Annotated in this window: 14 protein-coding genes; 10 read left to right on the forward strand and 4 right to left on the reverse strand. The window is 73.6% G+C overall.

The genetic code is table 11. The features are described 5' to 3' along the window. Positions 1-2 precede the first annotated feature (2 nt). The 3 genes from U2P90_RS01185 to U2P90_RS01195 form a co-directional block, all read right to left on the reverse strand. The gene (locus U2P90_RS01185) at positions 3-1,025 is read right to left on the reverse strand and encodes an MBL fold metallo-hydrolase (protein WP_322473436.1); all 1,023 of its coding nucleotides are present in this window, start codon (positions 1,023-1,025) and stop codon (positions 3-5) included. Beyond that, on the reverse strand, positions 1,025-2,398 hold the full coding sequence (locus U2P90_RS01190) for a deoxyribodipyrimidine photo-lyase (RefSeq protein WP_322473437.1): 1,374 nt from the start codon (positions 2,396-2,398) through the stop codon (positions 1,025-1,027). Before U2P90_RS01190 ends, U2P90_RS01185 begins: the two co-directional genes overlap by 1 nt. Before the next feature lie 283 nt (positions 2,399-2,681). Then, entirely contained in the window at positions 2,682-3,332 is a 651-nt protein-coding gene (locus tag U2P90_RS01195; protein WP_295817170.1) for a trimeric intracellular cation channel family protein, read from the reverse strand. Positions 3,333-3,403: 71 nt separating this feature from the next. Between U2P90_RS01195 and U2P90_RS01200 the strand changes: the two genes are divergently transcribed. The 10 genes from U2P90_RS01200 to U2P90_RS01245 all read left to right on the forward strand — a co-directional run bounded on the left by U2P90_RS01200 (position 3,404) and on the right by U2P90_RS01245 (position 15,505). Next, on the forward strand, positions 3,404-4,288 hold the full coding sequence (locus U2P90_RS01200) for a DNA repair protein (protein WP_322473438.1): 885 nt from the start codon (positions 3,404-3,406) through the stop codon (positions 4,286-4,288). A 151-nt stretch (positions 4,289-4,439) separates the two neighbouring features. After that, on the forward strand, positions 4,440-5,624 hold the full coding sequence (locus U2P90_RS01205) for a hypothetical protein (RefSeq protein ID WP_322473439.1): 1,185 nt from the start codon (positions 4,440-4,442) through the stop codon (positions 5,622-5,624). Continuing rightward, a complete protein-coding gene (locus U2P90_RS01210; RefSeq protein WP_322473440.1) occupies positions 5,611-7,572 on the forward strand; it encodes a glycosyltransferase in 1,962 nt (653 codons plus the stop codon). Before U2P90_RS01205 ends, U2P90_RS01210 begins: the two co-directional genes overlap by 14 nt. Beyond that, a complete protein-coding gene (locus U2P90_RS01215) occupies positions 7,569-7,922 on the forward strand; it encodes an STAS domain-containing protein (protein ID WP_322473441.1) in 354 nt (117 codons plus the stop codon). The genes U2P90_RS01210 and U2P90_RS01215 overlap by 4 nt, the downstream gene beginning before the upstream one ends. Further along, a complete protein-coding gene (locus U2P90_RS01220; protein WP_322473442.1) occupies positions 7,909-9,495 on the forward strand; it encodes an ATP-binding SpoIIE family protein phosphatase in 1,587 nt (528 codons plus the stop codon). The genes U2P90_RS01215 and U2P90_RS01220 overlap by 14 nt, the downstream gene beginning before the upstream one ends. Before the next feature lie 36 nt (positions 9,496-9,531). Beyond that, entirely contained in the window at positions 9,532-9,849 is a 318-nt protein-coding gene (locus U2P90_RS01225; protein WP_295820962.1) for an STAS domain-containing protein, read from the forward strand. Further along, the gene (locus U2P90_RS01230) at positions 9,846-10,256 is read left to right on the forward strand and encodes a response regulator (protein ID WP_295820960.1); all 411 of its coding nucleotides are present in this window, start codon (positions 9,846-9,848) and stop codon (positions 10,254-10,256) included. The genes U2P90_RS01225 and U2P90_RS01230 overlap by 4 nt, the downstream gene beginning before the upstream one ends. 97 nt (positions 10,257-10,353) lie before the next feature. Beyond that, positions 10,354-13,497, forward strand: a complete 3,144-nt coding sequence (locus U2P90_RS01235; RefSeq protein WP_322473443.1) for a hypothetical protein — start codon at positions 10,354-10,356, stop codon at positions 13,495-13,497. Further along, positions 13,494-14,183: a hypothetical protein gene (locus U2P90_RS01240; protein ID WP_322473444.1), complete on the forward strand. Its 690-nt coding sequence runs from the start codon at positions 13,494-13,496 to the stop codon at positions 14,181-14,183. Before U2P90_RS01235 ends, U2P90_RS01240 begins: the two co-directional genes overlap by 4 nt. Continuing rightward, complete coding sequence (locus U2P90_RS01245; RefSeq protein WP_322473445.1) at positions 14,180-15,505, forward strand: hypothetical protein; 1,326 nt, start codon at positions 14,180-14,182, stop codon at positions 15,503-15,505. Before U2P90_RS01240 ends, U2P90_RS01245 begins: the two co-directional genes overlap by 4 nt. Here the strand turns inward: U2P90_RS01245 and U2P90_RS01250 are convergent. Next, positions 15,480-16,874, reverse strand: a complete 1,395-nt coding sequence (locus tag U2P90_RS01250) for a hypothetical protein (RefSeq protein WP_322473446.1) — start codon at positions 16,872-16,874, stop codon at positions 15,480-15,482. The two genes, U2P90_RS01245 and U2P90_RS01250, sit on opposite strands and share 26 nt — an antisense overlap. Between the last annotated feature and the right edge of the window lie 18 nt (positions 16,875-16,892).

Below are 16,892 nucleotides of genomic sequence, written 5' to 3' on the forward strand. Positions count from 1 at the left end.
ATTCAGTTCCTGGCCCGCAGGTACAGCGCCGCGCCGTCCCCGCGCCGGCTCTCGGTCAGGTCGCCCCGCGCCGCCAGGTATTCGGCCAGCGCCCCGGTCTGGTCGAGCAGCAGCAGCGCCTGCACCGCCTTCAGGCGCGGATTGACCGCATGCATGAGGTCGTGGACGGTCTGCGGTTCGCCCGCCGCCTCCAGCACCCCATCCAGCTTGTCGGCGTACCGCGAGCGCAGCGCCCCGATCCGCTCCCGCCACTGCGGCATCGGGCCGTCGTGGCCGCCCAGGGCGACGGTCACGCCCGCCAGCGCCTCGGTTCTGTCCAGCGACGCCAGGTAGTGCGCCAGCCCCGCGCCCGGCTGCATCCGCTCGGGCATGAGCGGCGGAGAGTTGTGGGGCAGCAGGTGGTCGGCGCTCAGGAGCACGTCGTCCACGCGCAGGCAGATCTGTGAGCCCTCGTGGCCGGGCGTGTGGATGACCGTGAACACGTCGTCCAGCACGTCGCCGTCATGCAGGGGCGTGTCCACACGGACGCCCGACGGCAGCAGGAGGTTCCCGGCGCGGCGGCGCAGGCGCGTGGCGTAGTCACTGTCTGGCGGGATGCCCGCCCACGTCAGCTGGGCCTCTATGCCCGCCAGCCCCGCGTCCCGCCGTGCCTGCGGGTGCTCGATGGTCGGCACGGCGGTGTGGAAGGCGGCGAGCGGCGCGGTGGTCAACGTACGCACGAACGGCAGCCCCGCCACGTGATCCGGGTGCGGGTGCGTGACGACGATCCGCGACAGCGTGTCCCACGACCACGCCTCGCCATGTTCCGTGCGGACGGCCTCCAGACCGGCGCTCAGGGCGGCAGTGCTGCCCTCGTGGCTACCGCCGACATCGACCAGTGCGGTGTAGTCCGGCCATTTAGGGTCGCCACGTACGACCAGAAAGACATTGGTCGGCAGGTGCGGGAAGGCAGGTACCGTGACGGTATACACGCGGGTTCCGCCGGACGTGACGTGGCGGACAGGGAGCAGGGAGTCAGGCACCATCACCCCGACTGTGCCACAGCGTCCGGCCCCCACTGCCGCGCGTACTTCTCAATGTCGAACTTGCGCCTCAACCCGCCCGCGTTCATGTAGCGCACCATGCCGAAGACCGGGCGGCGCTGCCACGGGCGGTCGTGCAGGCCCAGCACCCAGCCCAGCCCGGCCCAGGAATTGGGATCGCGGCCGTCCTGCTCGTGGCGGTTGTTCAGCCAGACCAGGGTGGCGTAGGCCGTGCGCGGATCCGGCGTCCATTCCAGCACCTTCTTGCCCCAGTACATCCGCATGTAGTTGTGCATGCGGCCAGTGCGCGTCATCTGGCGCTGGGCGGCGTTCCAGTACGGGTCGTGGGTCTGGGCGGCATCGAACTCCTCGCGTGTGTACATGTACTCGCGCCGGTCGCCCGCGTGCTCCTCCAGGGTGGCGCGGGCCCAGACGGGCAGGCCCTCGTAGCGGTCATACGCGGGGTTGAAGGTGCACAGGTTGAAGCTCAGCTCGCGGCGCACCACCAGTTCCTCTAAAAAGGCGTCCGTGCCGGGGCCGGCGTGTTCGCGTGCGCTCAACGCGGCGCTCAGCGGCGAGAGGTGGCCGTAGTGCAGATACGCGCTCAGGCGGCTGCTGCCGTCCACGGTGGGGTCATTCCGGCGCGTGGCATAGGTCTCCAGCTTGCGCGTCACGAAGTCTTCCAGCATATCCAGCGCGGCGTTCTCGCCCCCTTCCTCGTGGCCGGGTGGGACGCTGTGGTCGATGGGCAGGGTAGCGGTCAGAGCCGCCGGGTCGCCCACGTCCAGGCCGGCGTCCCAGTCGCGGGTGGTGCGCTTCAGGTCGTGATTCTCCAGCGGCACCAGGTAGTCCGGCAGCAGCCGGTGGATCTTCGGGCGGATGGTGCGGGCCGCGAATTCCTGCCGCTGACTCACGGTGTGGACGGGAATCACGGCCTCGGACTCGACCTGCACCAGGGGCACGTCCAGGCGCTGTGCAAGCCACTGCCGCCACTCGCGCTGGATGCGTACATGGCCGACATCGGTCACGACCAGGGCCGCGCCCTGTGCCGCTGCGTCCAGGGCCACCTGGGGCGGAGAGCCCAGGCCCACGCGCAGGGGAATGCCCCGCGCCGCGAGGTTTGCCCGGAGGTCGCGCAGCCCTTCCAGCAGGAACTGGAAGTGGCGGGCGTTGGCCTCGGGGTAGTCGGGGGTCAGGCCAAAGACCGCCACCAGCGGCAGGCCCACGCGGTTGGCCTCACGTACCGCGTATTCCAGCGCGTGGTTGTCGCGCGTGCGGACACTGGCCTGCACCCACAGCAGCACGAACCCTGCATTCGGGCCCTTCCGTACGGGCTCGCCGGGACGCAGGGGCTGGACGCGCGAGTCATGGATCATGGCGTCTGTTGTAGCGGAGGTCGGGTTCAGGGACGGTATGCGGGCTGACGCGGAGGGGCGGGATGAGTCCACCAGACCTCAGGGATGGCACAGTCAGCAGGGTGGGAATCTCGGTGACGCCGCTCGCGAACCCCTCCACCCCTGCGGGGCACCTCCCCTCCCTACGGGCTCTACGAGTCCAGGGGAGGCAAGGAAAACGCCGTGACACACGTTCCTGGCTCCTCTGAAGCGAAGCTGGCTGCGCAGCTGACTGAGGGGTTCGCCCGCAGGCCAGCCTCCTCCCCTACCCCCCCGGCAGGCGCCGCACCGGCAACCTGACCCAGCCCTGGCGCGACAGCCAGCGCAGCGCGATCACGACCGCAGACCCCGCGAACTGCGCCTGAAAGGGCGTGACGTGCGGGTACAGCGCCCAGACGGTGAAGGCTCCGGCAGCGGCGGCGGTGGCGTACAGCTGATCTCGGCGGTACATCACTTCCGGCACCTCGTTGGCGATCAGGTCGCGGATGATGCCGCCACCCACGCCCGACAGCATGCCGGCGAAGACCACGCCCAGCGGCCCCAGCCCGAAATTGATGGCCCCCACCGCCCCGGACGCCGCGAACAGCGCCAGACCCACCGTGTCGAACACGCTCAGGGTGCGCTCGAAGCGGGCCAGACGCTCGCCGACGGCGAAGGCCAGGGCGGCGCCGACCAGGGCAGCCCACAGGTAGGTCTCGTCGCGCAGGAACAACGGGGGGGTCTGACCGGTCAGGGTGTCGCGGATCGCGCCGCCGCCCACGGCGGTCACGCAGCCCAGCACCAGCACGCCGAACAGGTCGAAGCGTTTGCGCACCCCCAGCAGCGCCCCGGACATCGCGAAGGCCAGGATGCCCGCCAGATCCAGCGCCCGCAGGCCAGCAGCCAGGGTGATCGGTGACCACGCGAGTTCGTGCACGGTTCCCACTGTACCGGGGGCCGCACGGCACCACACACGGCGCGTTCTGTTTCAGGCAGAATGGGGAAGCCATGGCCCGAGTCAAGACGAAAGAGACCCCCACCGCCCCGTCCTCGCCGTACGCGCACCTGGACGCCTTCGACGCCCTGATGGCGACCGCCGGCGTGGACAGCCGCGTCCGGGCGCTGGCCGACAGCGGGGCCGACACCCCCACCATGAACGCCGCGCTGACCGAGGCGTTGACCCAGGCACAGCGCCGCTGGGGGCTGGGCCTGCACCACCTGCGGCACGCCGCCGAACTGGTCGAGGGGGACGACGGCGGGGCCGACATCGCCCTGCTGACGGACGGGGCCCGCACGGCGCTGGTCAGCAGCGGTTCGGCGGCGATCGCACAGGCCTACGCGCCCATGCAGGCCCTCGACGAGCGCGGCCTGAGCCTGTGGGGCGCGCTGGGCGAGGGCCACCGGGTCAGCGCCGAGGCGCCCATGGCGACCCTGAAGGCGGTGATCGAGGAGGCCCGTGACTTCGAGACGCACTGGATGCCCGCCCGCGGCGGCGCCCTGAGCCGCGCGTGGCGCAGCGGCGAGACCCTGCACGTCGAGGTCGCCCGTCCCGCGTCGCCCCAGGAGGCCCTGTCGGACGCCGCGTGGGACGTGATCACCAGCATCAAGGACCGTACTTTCCAGCGCGAGCTGATGGCCCGCAGCGAGGAGGTCGGCCTGCTCGGGGCGCTGCTGGCCGCCCGGCACGCCGGGGCCGGCGCGAACCTGAGCCGACTGCCCGAGGCGCACTTCACGGTGCAGGCGGTCGTCGTGACGCAGGAGGGAGCCGACGCCCGCAGCGCGGAGAGCTACCGCACGGCCCTGCGTACCGCCCACGCGGAACTGGAGGAGCACCAGGCCGGCACCACGCGCATGCTCGCGCAGGTGCTCAAGCACGGCCTGCGGGAGAACTGAGCACCGCCGTGCCACCCACCGCACGGCCATGAACCGCGTTCACCCACACCGGCCATGGTCGTGAACGGTGCGGCCCATGACGTGATCTATGCGGCATTGTGTGCCGCCGGTGAAAGGAGGATGTAAGCGCCCGCCGGTCACACTCCTGGACATGACTGGACGACACCTCCAGAGCACGGGACTGATGACGGTCGCGGCGATCCTAGTGTCCAGTGCCCTGAATTACGCGTATACGCTGCTATTGGGGCGTGTGCTGGATGCCGAGGGCTACGGGGCCTACGCGAGCTTCACCTCGCTGTTCATGATCGCGGCGGCACTGCCCGTGGCCTTCCAGCAGGCCCAGACGCGCCGCTCCGACGGCCGACTGTCCCGGATGGGCGTGACCTGGGGAGCGCTGGCCGGAGCGCTGCTGCTGCTCGGGGCCGTCTCGCTGGGGCCACTGCTGGGCGTGCCGGCCGCGTGGATGGTGGGCTTTGCCGTGATCCTGCCGGCGCTGGTGCTGCTGGGCGCGTGGCGTGGCGCGGCCCAGCGCGACGGCCGCGTGTCGGCCTTCAGCGGCAGTCTGGTCGCCGAACACGGGCTGAAGATCGTGCTGACCATTCCGCTGCTGCAGGTGATGGACGGCCCGGCCGCCGCCGTCGCCGCGACGCTGGCCGGCGTGCTGCTGGCCCTGCCGCTGGTGAGACCCGCCGCGCCGGACACGGGCCCCCGGATCCGCACGGACGCGGCCGTGCCGCCCCTGGCCCTGGCCGCCGCCAGCCAGTCCGCGCTGCTGTACGGCGACGTCCTGCTGGGCGGGATGCTGCTGACGGCCGGCGACGCCGGGGCGTACGCCGCCGCCGCCACCCTGGCCCGCGTGGTGTTCTTCGCCGGCTGGGCCGTGCAGGTGGCCGTGTTCCCGCTGGTCGCCCGCGGCGACGGTGCCCCGGGCCGCCTGCTGGGCACCGCGCTGGGCGGCACGCTGCTGCTGGCGGGCACCCCGGCCCTGCTCTTCACGCTGTGGCCGCAGACCTGTGCGGCCCTGGCCTTCGGTGCCACCGTGGGTGCCCAGGTGGCGGCCCTGCTGCCGGCGTGTGCGCTGGGCACGCTGCTGCTCACGCTGGGAGGCACCGTGGTCAATCACCTGCTGGCCGGCGGCAACGCCGCCACCGTGGGCCGCAGCGCCGCCCTGTACGCGGGGAGCGCTGCCGTCCTGACCGGGCTGGCCGTGGCCCTGGGCACCACGCCGTCGGCCCTGGCCGTGGCCGCCCTGGTCGGCAAGGGGCTGCTGCTGCCGGCCGCGTTCCTCGTCCTCCTGAGCACCGTCACCCGGAGACCCCTGTATGTCCTACGCTGAGTTTGAGCGCTGGCGCGACACGCCACTGCCGCACGTCACCCTGAGCATCGTCATTCCCGCCTACAACGAGGCCGAGCGCATGCTGCCCACCCTGGCGGCCTTCGCGGTGGCCGTGAGCGGCCTGAACGAGCCGTGGGAACTGATCCTGAGTGACGACGGCAGCCGCGACGGCACCGCGACCCTGGCGCGCGGCCTGGGCTGGGCGAACCTGCGGGTCATCGAGCACGCGAACACCGGCAAGGGCGGCGCGGTGCGCCGGGGGGTGCTCGCGTCCCGCGGCGACCTGGTGCTGTTCGCCGACGCCGACAATTCCACGCCCATCGAGGAGCTGCCGCGCCTGATCGCGCAGATCCGTGCCGGGGCGCACATCGCCGTGGGCTCCCGCGCGGCGGGGGGAGCGGTCGAGGCCGGCAAGAGTGTGCTGCGCCGGGCCGTGTCCGGCACGCTGCGCTCGATCACGCAGTTCTCGACCGGTGTGCGGCTCCAGGACACGCAGTGCGGCTTCAAGCTGTTCCGGGGCGAGGTCGCCCGCGACCTGTTCCGCCGCCAGCGCATGGACGGCTTCTCCTTCGACCTCGAACTGCTGTACCTCGCCGCGCGCGACGGCCTGCGGGTGGACGAGGTGCCGGTCATGTGGGTGGACGCCCCGGACTCGAAGGTCGATCCCATCCGGGACGGGCTGAAGTTCCTGCGCGACATCGTCCAGATCCGCCGGGTGCACGCCCGGCGGGCACCCGAGACCGGTGGAGGCCTGCACATCGCGGTGGTCAGTGCGTATCCGCCTGGACGCCGCAGCCTGAACGAGTACGGCCTGCACCTGTCCCGCGTGCTCGCCGAGAAGCCCGAGGTATCGCACGTGACCGTCATCGCAGACCGGCTCCCGGCCGACAGGGCCGGGCAGGCCATCGCCGACGCGCCGAACGTCCGGCGGGTGTGGGCGTTCAACGATCCCCTGAGCGTGGTGAAGGTGCTGTGGGCTCTGCGCCGCGCCCGGCCCGACGCCGTGATCTTCAACCTGCAGATGGCGTCCTTCGGGGATCGCCGCGTGCCGGCCGCGCTGGGCCTGCTGACGCCCATGTTCGCCCGGCTAAGCGGTCTCCCGACCATCACGCTGCTGCACAACCTCTTCGAGACGGTCGACCTGGACACCGCCGGCTTCGGCGGGCACCCCCTGAAGACGGCGGTCACGCAGGCGTTCGGACGGGTCTTCACGCGGGCGCTGCTGGCGTCGACCCTGGTGGCGACCACGATGCCCCGCTACGTGAAACTGCTGCGTGAGCGGTACGGCGCACAGAACGTGTTCCTGGCCCCGCACGGCACCTTCCAGATCCCGCAGCCGCCCGAACCGCTGCCGCTGCTACCCACCGTGATGGCCTTCGGCAAGTTCGGGACATACAAGCGCGTGGAGGTGCTGCTTGACGCACACGAGATCCTGCTCGGCCGCAATCCGCAGGTGCGGCTGGTCATCGCGGGCAGCGACACACCCAACGCGCCGGGCTACCTGGAGGACGTGCGGCAGCGCTACGCCCACCTGCCGAACGTGACCTTCACGGGGTACGTCGCCGAGGACGCGGTGGCGGGGGTGTTCTCCGGCGCGACCGTCGTGGCCTTCCCGTATTCCGCCACGACCGGGTCGAGCGGCGTGCTGCACCAGGCCGGCGAGTTCGGACGCGGGGCGGTCATGCCGCGCATCGGCGACCTCGCCGACCTGATCGAGGAGGAGGGCTACCGCGCCGAGTACTTCACGCCGGACGACCCGGCCAGCCTGGCCGACGCCCTGTGGCGCGTGCTGTCCGATCCCCGGCACGCGGCGGCGCTGGGCGAGGCGAACTGGCGCGTGGCGTCTGGACTGCCGCTGGCGGACGTCGCGGACTGGTACCTGCTGCATCTCGAATCACTGGTTGACCACCCGGCCACCACGGCCGGCCCGAGGGGGGCAAACGCATGAACACCACACCGATCACCCTGAAGATCACGACGACTGCCCGGGGCGAATGCCGCGTGCTCAGCCTCGAGGGCCGGCTGGACGCCCACCAGGTGGGAGCACTCATCGACGCGGCCGAGCCGCTCGCGCCGACCACCCGGCTCGATCTGGGGGGCGTGAGCTTCATGGACTCCAGCGGTCTGGCGTCGCTGGTGCGCCTGAACCGCACCGCAGCGGCCCAGAACATGAAGCTCGAGATCCTGAATGTCCGCGACGCCGTGCGGCTGGCGATGGAGATCACCGGCCTCTACGCTGTGCTGCCTGTCGTGGACACCGGCCCGTCAGCCGGCGGCGCAGCCCATGGCTCGGTCTGAACCAGGGGCGCTGGGCGGCACGCCCGCTGCCCTGGAGACCGACGCGGTCTATGCCGATCTGCTCACGCAGGTCGCGGACATCAGCGATCAGGTCGTGTTCCTGCAGCGTCTGATCCCGCAGGTGCTGGGCATGACGACCGACGCCCAGGCCGCCGGCCTGGTGCAGGAGGCGGCGGCGCTGCTGAACACGCCCCGCGCCGCGCTGTTTCTCGACGGCCGATGGGTGGGCGGCGCGCCCGGATGGCTCCAGGGCTGTGCGGCACCGCAGCAGCCGCAGGTGCTGAGCACCGGGCGGGTCTACACCGGCCCGCCGTACCGGGACGCGTGGCGGCCCACCGCGCTGCTGAGCGTGCCCTTCCCGCGCGGCTGGGTGGCGCTGTGGGGCAAACGGCAGTTCCAGGCGGGCGAACGCCGACTGCTGGAGGCCTTCGTGAGCCTGCTCGACTCGGCGCTGCAGGCCGTGCAGGCCCGCCAGGAGGCCGAGCACCACGCCGCCGCCCAGCGCGACCGGGTGCAGGCCCGCGCGGTGTGGCGCCACGTGGTGCCCGAACAGCTCGACGATCCCCCCGGCTACCGCGTGGAGGTGCACTCGCAGCCGGCCAGCGATTTCGGCGGGGACTTCCAGTTCCAGGAGCGCGACTGGCTGGTCGTGGGCGACGTGAGCGGCAAGGGCCTGCCCGCCGCGATCCTCACGGCGATGTTCGCCGCCACGCTGCCGGTCGCCGCGCGGCGCGACGATCTGGCCGGCGCGCTGTCCGAGGCGCTGTACCGCCACCTGGAACGTGCGCAGGCCTTCTGCACGCTGGCGGCGCTGCGGCTGTCGCCGACCGGCGGCGTCCGCGTGCTGAACCTGGGCCACCCGCCCGCCCTGCTGCGGCGGGCCGACGGCACGCTGGAACGCTTCGCGGCCCAGGCCCCGCCGCTGGGCACCTTCCCGATCGAGGATCTGGCCGGCGTGCCGGTGTGGCTGCATCCGGGCGACCAGCTGCTGCTGTACAGCGACGGCCTGAGCGAGGCCGAGCGCGGGGACGGCGCCGCCGAGACCCAGCTCGGGCTGGACGCCGTGCAGCAGCTTGCACACGCGGCCACGACCCCACGCCGCTTCATCACGGGGGCGCTGCAGGCCCTGCACGGCTACCGCGTGATGGATGACCTGACGCTGCTGGCCGTGCAGCGCGACCCGGCGCAGCGCAGCGTCACGCTGACCCTGCCCGGCTCCCTGGACGTCCTGCCGGACGTGGGCGAGGCGCTGCGCCGCGTGGGCGGCGACGACCACCCGGCCAGGCTGGGCGCGGAACTGGCCGTGACCGAACTGGTCGTGAACGCGGTGGTGCACGGCGGAGCCACACGGATCACGCTGCGGGCCCACGCGGACGCCGACCACCTGTACGTGACGCTCCACGACGACGGCACGGCGCACGACCCGACCGCGCAGCCGACCGGCCCGGCCGGCGAACTGCGCGAACACGGCTACGGCCTGCTGATCGTGCGCCGCTGTACCGGGGTGTGGGCGTACGACCGCAGCGGCCCCCTGAACCGCCAGACCCTGCAATTCCGCGCCCCGGCACCCTGACTCCATCCCTCCCACCGCCCTGCCAGGAGACTTCCGATGAACATCACCGATCCCCAGCCCCGCGCCGACGGCCACGCGCTCCACGTGTCGGGACGGCTCGACGCCCAGACGGCCGCCACGTTCCGCAGCACCCTGCAGGCGCACCTCGCCGGTCACACCGGCCACCTGTACCTGAACCTCGCGGACGTGAGTTTCATGGATTCCAGCGCCCTGGCCGGGGTCGTGGCGACCCTCAAGGCGCTGCGGGCGCGGGGCGACGAACTGCGCCTGACCGGGGCCGGTCCGGCGGTCCGGGAACTGCTGTCCCTGACCCTGCTCGACCGCGTGCTGCCCCTGCGGGAGGATCTGGCGTGAGCGGGTGGATGCCCGCCAACATGACGCTGTTCGGACAGGTGACGGCCCAGCACATCCTGGTCATCGAGGACGCGCCCGCCATGCGGCTGCTGGTGCGGCACATCCTGGAACAGGCCGGGCACCACCCGGTCGTGGTGGGGAGCGTCCCCGACGCCCTGGCAGAACTCGAACTGGGCGTGGTCGACGTGATCGTCAGCGACCTGTACCTGCCGGGCCAGAGCGGCCTGGATCTGCTGCGCACCCTGCGCCAGCAGCCGGACGCGCCGCCGGTGGTGATGCTCACGAGTGCCGGCGAGGATCGCCTGCGCGAGGAGGCGGTGACGCTGGGCGCACGCGCCTTCCTGACCAAGCCCTTCAGCCGCTACGAACTGCTGGACGCGGTCTTCGTGGCCACCCGGCCGCACTGAGGCTGTGACATGACCACCCCGCCGGACTGGATCGAACTTCCACTGCGCCGCACGATCCGCGCGGTCTGGAAGCGCTTCAGTCCGGTGTGAGGGTCACGTGGCCCTGCGTCTGCCACCGGCGGCCACGTGGCGCTGGCCGCAGGTGCGGCCCACCGCGCACAGTGCCGGCCCGCACAGTGCCGGCCCGCGCAGTGCCCGTCCCCTGAGCCGCGACGAGCGGGCCGGGCGGCAGCTGCTCGCGCTGGCCCTGCTGCTGGTCGCGGTGCTGCACGGCTCGCAGCTGCTGAGCGGCAGCTTCCTGCGCACCTACGACGCCCTGATCCACGTCTTTTTCGGCTCGCACTACGCGCAGCACTGGTTCGATCCGTGGGAGCCGCGCTGGTACACCGGCTTCTCGCTCACGTCGTACCCGCCGCTGAGCCATTTCCTGATCGGCACCCTGAGCTATCCGCTGGGCCTGCTGGGGGCCTTCGCGGCCACGCAGCTGCTCGCGCTGAGCGGCATCACCATCGGCATCTACCGCTTCGGGAAGCTGCTGGTGCCGGCCCGCGCCGCCGGCTACGGCGCGGTGCTGCTGGTGCTGTCGAGCGCCATCGCCGAGACCGTGCAGGTGTTCGGGCAGCTGCCCACCACCCTGAGCCTGGGGCTGCTGCTCAACGCCATTCCGTACGCGGCCGGCTACATCCGCACCGGGCAGCGGGCGCTGCTCCTGAAGGGCGCGGCCTTCACGGCGGCCACGACCGCCGCGCACCACGTCACCACACTGTTCGGCTCGGTGTTCTTCGTCGCGCCCGTGGTGCTGGCGCTGGTGCTGGAGGGCGCGGCCCGCCCCCGCCCGGGCGAGCCGCAGGGGCGCGGGGTGATCGCCCGCATGGGCCGCCGGGTGTACCGCCTGCTGCCGCGCGTGTACCGCAGCGGTATCTACGGCGCGCTGGCGATCACGGCGCTGGTCATGGTGGTGCTGCCGTACTGGCTGTGGAGCCGCGCCGATCCGATCACGCAGGTATCGATCCCGCACGGCAGCCGCGAGAACTTCCTGGTGCGCCGCGAGTTCGGCTTCATGTTCTGGCTGGTGCCGTGGGCCACGCTGCTGCCGCTGTACGCCGACGCGATCCGGCGCGGCCTGCAGCCCTTCCGCTCGCTGCCGCGCTGGCCCGTCACGGCCAGCATCCTGCTGCTGAGTCTGCTGGGCACCGGCGGCACCACCCCCATCCCGAAGCTGCTGCTGCGCGGGGCCTTCGACATCCTGACCCTCGACCGCTTCACGTTCTGGGCGACCATCCTGATCCTGCCGTACGCGGGGCTGGTGCTGGAATCGTGGCGGCACGGGGCGCTGCGCTCGCTGGCCGTGGCGCGGCTGGGCCGCCGGGTGCACCGCCTGCTGAGCGTGCTGGGCCTGGCCGGCGCGGCCACGCTGTCGGTGCTGGTCTGTACCCTGACCTACCAGCGCCGCTTCCAGCCCGAGCGCATCGACGTGGCCCCGCTGGTGCGGTTCCTGGAGCAGGGCGACCACCTGAACTACCGTTACATGACGCTGGGCTTCGGCGACCAGATGGCGTGGCTGGCGGCGAACACCCGCGCGACCAGCCCCGACGGCAACTACCACTCGGCCCGCCGCCTGCCCGAGCTGACGACCACGCCCGTCGAGCGGCTGGAGGGGGCCAAGTACACAGGCGTGCCGGGCCTGGCGAGCCTGACACAGTTCCTGACCATGCCGGCCAAGTACCACCTGCGCTTCATCCTGTCGAACGACGCCTTCTATGACCCCATGCTGCACGCGCTGGGCTGGGAGCGTCAGGGCACGCTGCCGGGCAACATCATGGTGTGGGAACACCCGGGGATTCCGGCGCTGCCCACCCGGCTGCCCCGGCGCGAACTGCCCGCGTGGCAGCGGCTGATGTGGGGGCTGCTGCCGCCGGGCGCGGCGATCGCGGCGCTGCTCAGCCTGGGGGTGCGGGTGGGGCCCGTGCCCCCGCTGCAGCGCACGCGGCGGTTCTGGGTGCGCTGGCTGCGCGAGGACAGCGCGGACGCCCCGCCGGGACGCGGCGCGTGGTGGGGCCGGCTGGCGCAGGTCCGGCCGCTGGCCCGCTGGCGCTCGCGCCTGCGCCGACGTGGACGGCTGGGCCTGCGCGAGCGCTGGCGGGCGGTGCTGCTGCTGACCGCCGTGGGCCTGGCGGGCCTGGGCAGCGCCGCGTGGCTGCTGCGGCCCCAGCCGACCGTGCCGGGGGCCATCCTGGCGTACTGGGACGCCATCGACTTCAAGCGCTTCGGGGAGGCCTACACCTTCATCCTGCCGCAGGGCGGCCTGACCGAGGAACGCTGGCGGCTCGACCTGTCGGTGGTCGGCGGCCTGCGCAGCGGCTACGCCAAGCTCGACCGCCTGGAGGTCATGGACGTGACGTACACCGGCGACCCGGCGCGGGTGGGCAGCTCGGCCAGCGCCCGCGTGCAGCTCACGTGGTTCACGGCGCTGGGCGAGCGGCGCGAGGTCATCCGTCAGGAACTGCGGCGCACGCCGGCCGGGTGGCGGCTGCTGGCCCGGCCCCAGCTCACCGTGCGCCCGCCCGAGCGCGTCGTCCCGCTGCCCGCCCTGGAGCGCACCCTGCCGCCCGTCGCGGTCCCGATCCGGGTGCTGTCCTCGCGGGTGGTCGCGGCGGGCAGTGCGCCGGGTGCCCGCGACCTCGTGGCCGTGGTCGGGGAGGTCGTGAACGACGGGCCGCTGCCGGCCGCCATCACGATCACCGCGACCCTCACGGACGCCGTCGGCACCGAGCTGGCGCGCAACGACGCGGCCGAGCGGGCGCTGCACCACCTGCTGCCGGGCGAGCGCAGCCCCTTCCTGGTGCGCTTCGACGGGGCCGGCCTCCGCGTGACCCCGGCCGAGGTGGCCGCCTTCCACGTGCGGGCCCAGGGCACGGCCAGCACGCGCAGCACCGACCGCAGCCTGAACCTGTGGCGCAGCGGCGCGGCCGTGCGCGTGGAGAACACCGGCGCGACCGAGGCGACCATCACCAACGTGATCACGGCGCTGCGCGACGACCGGGGCGTGGCGTGGGTCACGCAGTCCTTCCTGCTGGAAGCGGTGCCGCCCATGCAGGCCCGCACCGCGCCGCTGCACCTGGAACTGCCGCCCGGCTACCGCGAGCTGCGCCCCGGCACCGGATCGCCGGCCGTGCCGCTGCGGAGCACGCCGCTGGAGGTCACGGTGGTCGCGGACGCCTTCCGCCGGGAGGTGCCGTGACGGGCCGGGCCGCTGCTGTCCTCGCGGGAGTGCTCCTCGCCGGGCTGGTCGCGTGTCAGCGTCCGGCGGATCTCATGCTCGTGCCGCAGACCGCGCCGGTTGTGGTTCCCACGGCGCTGAACCCACCCCCGCCGGTCGCCCGTGGCACGCTGAACCTCACGCCGGACGTCGTGCGGATCGGCCGGCGCGAGCCGTGGGCGCTGAGCGCCACCCTGACCGACGCGGCGGGCACGCCCGTGCGGGACGGCACGCTGGTCACCCTGACGGGACGCGGCCCCGGCGGAGCGGAACTCGTCGCGGCGCGGGCCACCGTCAACGGTGTGGCCCGCTGGATCCTGCTGCCCGACACAGCCGGCGCGTGGACGCTGGACGTGCACGCGGGGACGTGGCACGCGCAGACCCGTGGTGTCGCCCGCTCGGCCCTGCTGGGCGGCGTCCCGCCCCTGCTGTGGGGCGGTGACCGGCTGCGGATCGGCCCCCTGACCTGGGACGACGGCGCGCTGCCGGACGACGGCACCCCGGTCGAGATCGCGGCCCTGGATGACCGGGGCGGCGGCCTGTGGTCCGCACGGGGGTTCACGGTGCAGGGCCGCGTGGACGTGGACACGCCGCCGCTGCGCGGCGCCCGGACACTGCGGCTGGCGGTGGCGGGCGCGGTCGTGACCCTGCCGTGGGATTCACCGTGACCGCGCCGCCTGCCGGGCGCCGGCCCGACGGCCACCGGGCCCGCCGCCTGAAGCGGACCGTGTTCGCGCTGCTGCTGCTGGGGGCGCTGGGGGGCGCGCTGCTGCTGTTACAGGTGCTGGGCCGCGTGTATCCCCGCGTGACCGCCGTACAGGAGCAGGTCAGCGCCCTGAACCTGGCGCGGCGTCCCGAGCCGGTGCCGCCCCTGCGCTGGCAGCCCGGCCCGGCCGACGCACAGCTGGACGGTGTGTCCCGCGAGGACATCCGCCAGGCGTACCTGCTGGCCCACGCGGAACTGACCTACGCGCAGCGCTCCGGCGACGTGTCCGGCCTGCCGGGCGTGTTCACCGGCCCGGCCCTGGCGTGGGCATACGGGCAGGAGCGCGGCCTGCGGCTCGACTGGAACCACCGCGCGGCCCTGCGTGCCGCTGCACTGTCCGGCCCCGCCCCGGCCGACGGCGACCGCGTGGCGCTGCGCGACGGATACTGGACGGCCACGGCCTTGCCCGGCGACGCGGCCTGGACGGACATCGTCGTGGCCCGCCGCACCGTGGACGTGACGCTGCGCCGGGCGGACGGCCGCTGGCGTGTCGAGCAGCTGAGGCCGGTGGGCCAGACGTCGCCCGTGCCCACACCGCCCCCGACCCTGACGCCGGGCGTAGGCACGTGGCGATCCCTGACGTTGCCGAAGACCTGGGCCGACTGGACACCGCAGACCTGGGACACGTGGCTGGCCCACGTGCGCCGCCGCGACCTGGGGCCGCTGTGGGTGCCGCTGGCCTGGCCGCCCACCCGCGCCGAGTTGCAGGCCCTGAACCTCGGGGCGGCGCGGGCCGCGCACGCCGGGGTGGCCCTGGTGCCCGCCTTCACCACGCCCCTGACGCTGGAGACCGTGCCGCTGCGGGCCCAGGTGATTGCCCTGCTGCCGCCGGGCACGCTGGCCCTCGACCCCGGCCCGGTCGATCCGGCCGATCCGGGCAGTGTCGCGGCTGTGGGGGCGCTGCGGCTGGCGGCCCCCGGCGTGCCACTGGTGGCGACCCTGCGCGGCGCATCGGCCGACCTCACGGTGGCGCGGCGGGTGGGCCTGTCGGGCGTGGTGACGGCCGATCCGGCGGTGGCCGCCCGCTTCCCGGACGCGCTGCTGGCCGTGCCCGGCCGGGGCCGGCTGCCTCCGCTGCCGTGGAAGCGCCGGGCCCAGGACGCGGCCCTGGCGGCGGCCGGCACGCGGGGCGGATGGCAGGCCGCCCTGGCGGACGTGCTCGGCCCGGACGGTCAGCCCACGGCGCGCGGGACACGGCTCATCCGCGGGCCTGCCGCGCCCTGAGGTTCACGCGGCGGGTGCGCCGCCATTCGAGCACGAGCAGCAGCAGCAGCGGCGACAGTTCGGTCAGGACGGCAGGCAGGCCGGGGGGCCGGGCCTCGCCGCGCACGCCCCGCGCCTCGGGGCGGAACGAGCCGTCCGGGGTGAGCAGGCCGCGCGTGCCGCCGGGTTCGTCGTACAGGGTACCGACCTCCAGCCCGCCCGGATGCGCGGCGACGAACTGCTGCACCTGCCACGCCCGTCGGGCGTCGGTCAGGGGCCAGCCGGGCCACCAGCGCAGGCGGTAGGTCGGCCACGCGCCGCGCCCCACGCGGAACTCGGCCGCGCCGGGGGCGACGTCGCCGCGCAGCCCGATGGGCACGCCGGGCTGCCGGTCGCGGATCACGCGCCGCCACACGTCCAGCCGCTCGGCGGTGGGAGCCGTGCCGGGAGCGAGCAGCACGCCGGCCACGCCCGGATCCGGCGGCACGGCCCGCAGCGCGGCGTCCAGCGCCGGCAGCAGCAGCGGATCGAGGGCCGGGGCCTGCACGTCCAGCATGACGGCCACCTGGGCGGCGCGGGCCGCGGTCAGCACCGTGCGCAGCGGCGCGGCCAGGGCAGTCACGGCGCGGGGGCCGGCACGGAGATCCACCGCCAGCAGCAGCGTATCGAGCCGCAGTTCCCGCACCGCGCTCACGTCGCGCTGCAGGGTGTCGGCGCGGCGCGTCCACCACTCAGGGCCGGCCCGCACGGCGCGGACGCCGGCCGGGGGCACGCCGGGCAGCGCCGGGGGCAGCTCGCGGTCGGCCATGACCCGCTGGTGGTGGGTGCGCCAGTTGCCGTCGTCCAGCATCATGACGACATCCAGCGTGCGGGTCGCCACGCGCAGCACCTCGGGCGGGGTGCCGGCGTCCGGGTTCACGGCCACGTACCGGAAGGTGTCCGTGAACGCGACCGTCGTGCCGTCCGGGGCATAGAAGCGCAGCTGCGGCGCATGCGCCCAGGTCAGCAGGGCGTTTCCGCTGGCGGCGGTGGCGCGGGCATCCTCCAGCGCGGCCGACTGGAACAGATCCTCCAGCCCGGCCACGGTGCCGCTGCGCACGGCGTAGCGGAGCTCGCGCTCGCCGCGCAGCCACGCATCCGTGATCGCCTCGCGGGTCGAGGCTTCCATCTCGCGGGGGCTGCCCAGGTCGGGCCGCCACGCCAGGATGCCGCCCCCGTCGCCCAGGGCGCCCACGGCGGTCTGCGCGTCGGCGGACGCCGACCCGCTCCGGGCCGCCAGCAGCGCCCGCACGCCCAGACCCAGCAGCACCAGCCCCAGCAGCGCCACCAGCAGCGCAGCCACCAGCAACAGCGCGGGCCGGGGCCGGGCACGGAGGGGGCGGGGGGCCACGCCCGCATTCAAGCATGG

This window comes from Deinococcus sp. AB2017081, from assembly GCF_034440735.1.
Lineage (GTDB): Bacteria > Deinococcota > Deinococci > Deinococcales > Deinococcaceae > Deinococcus > Deinococcus rufus.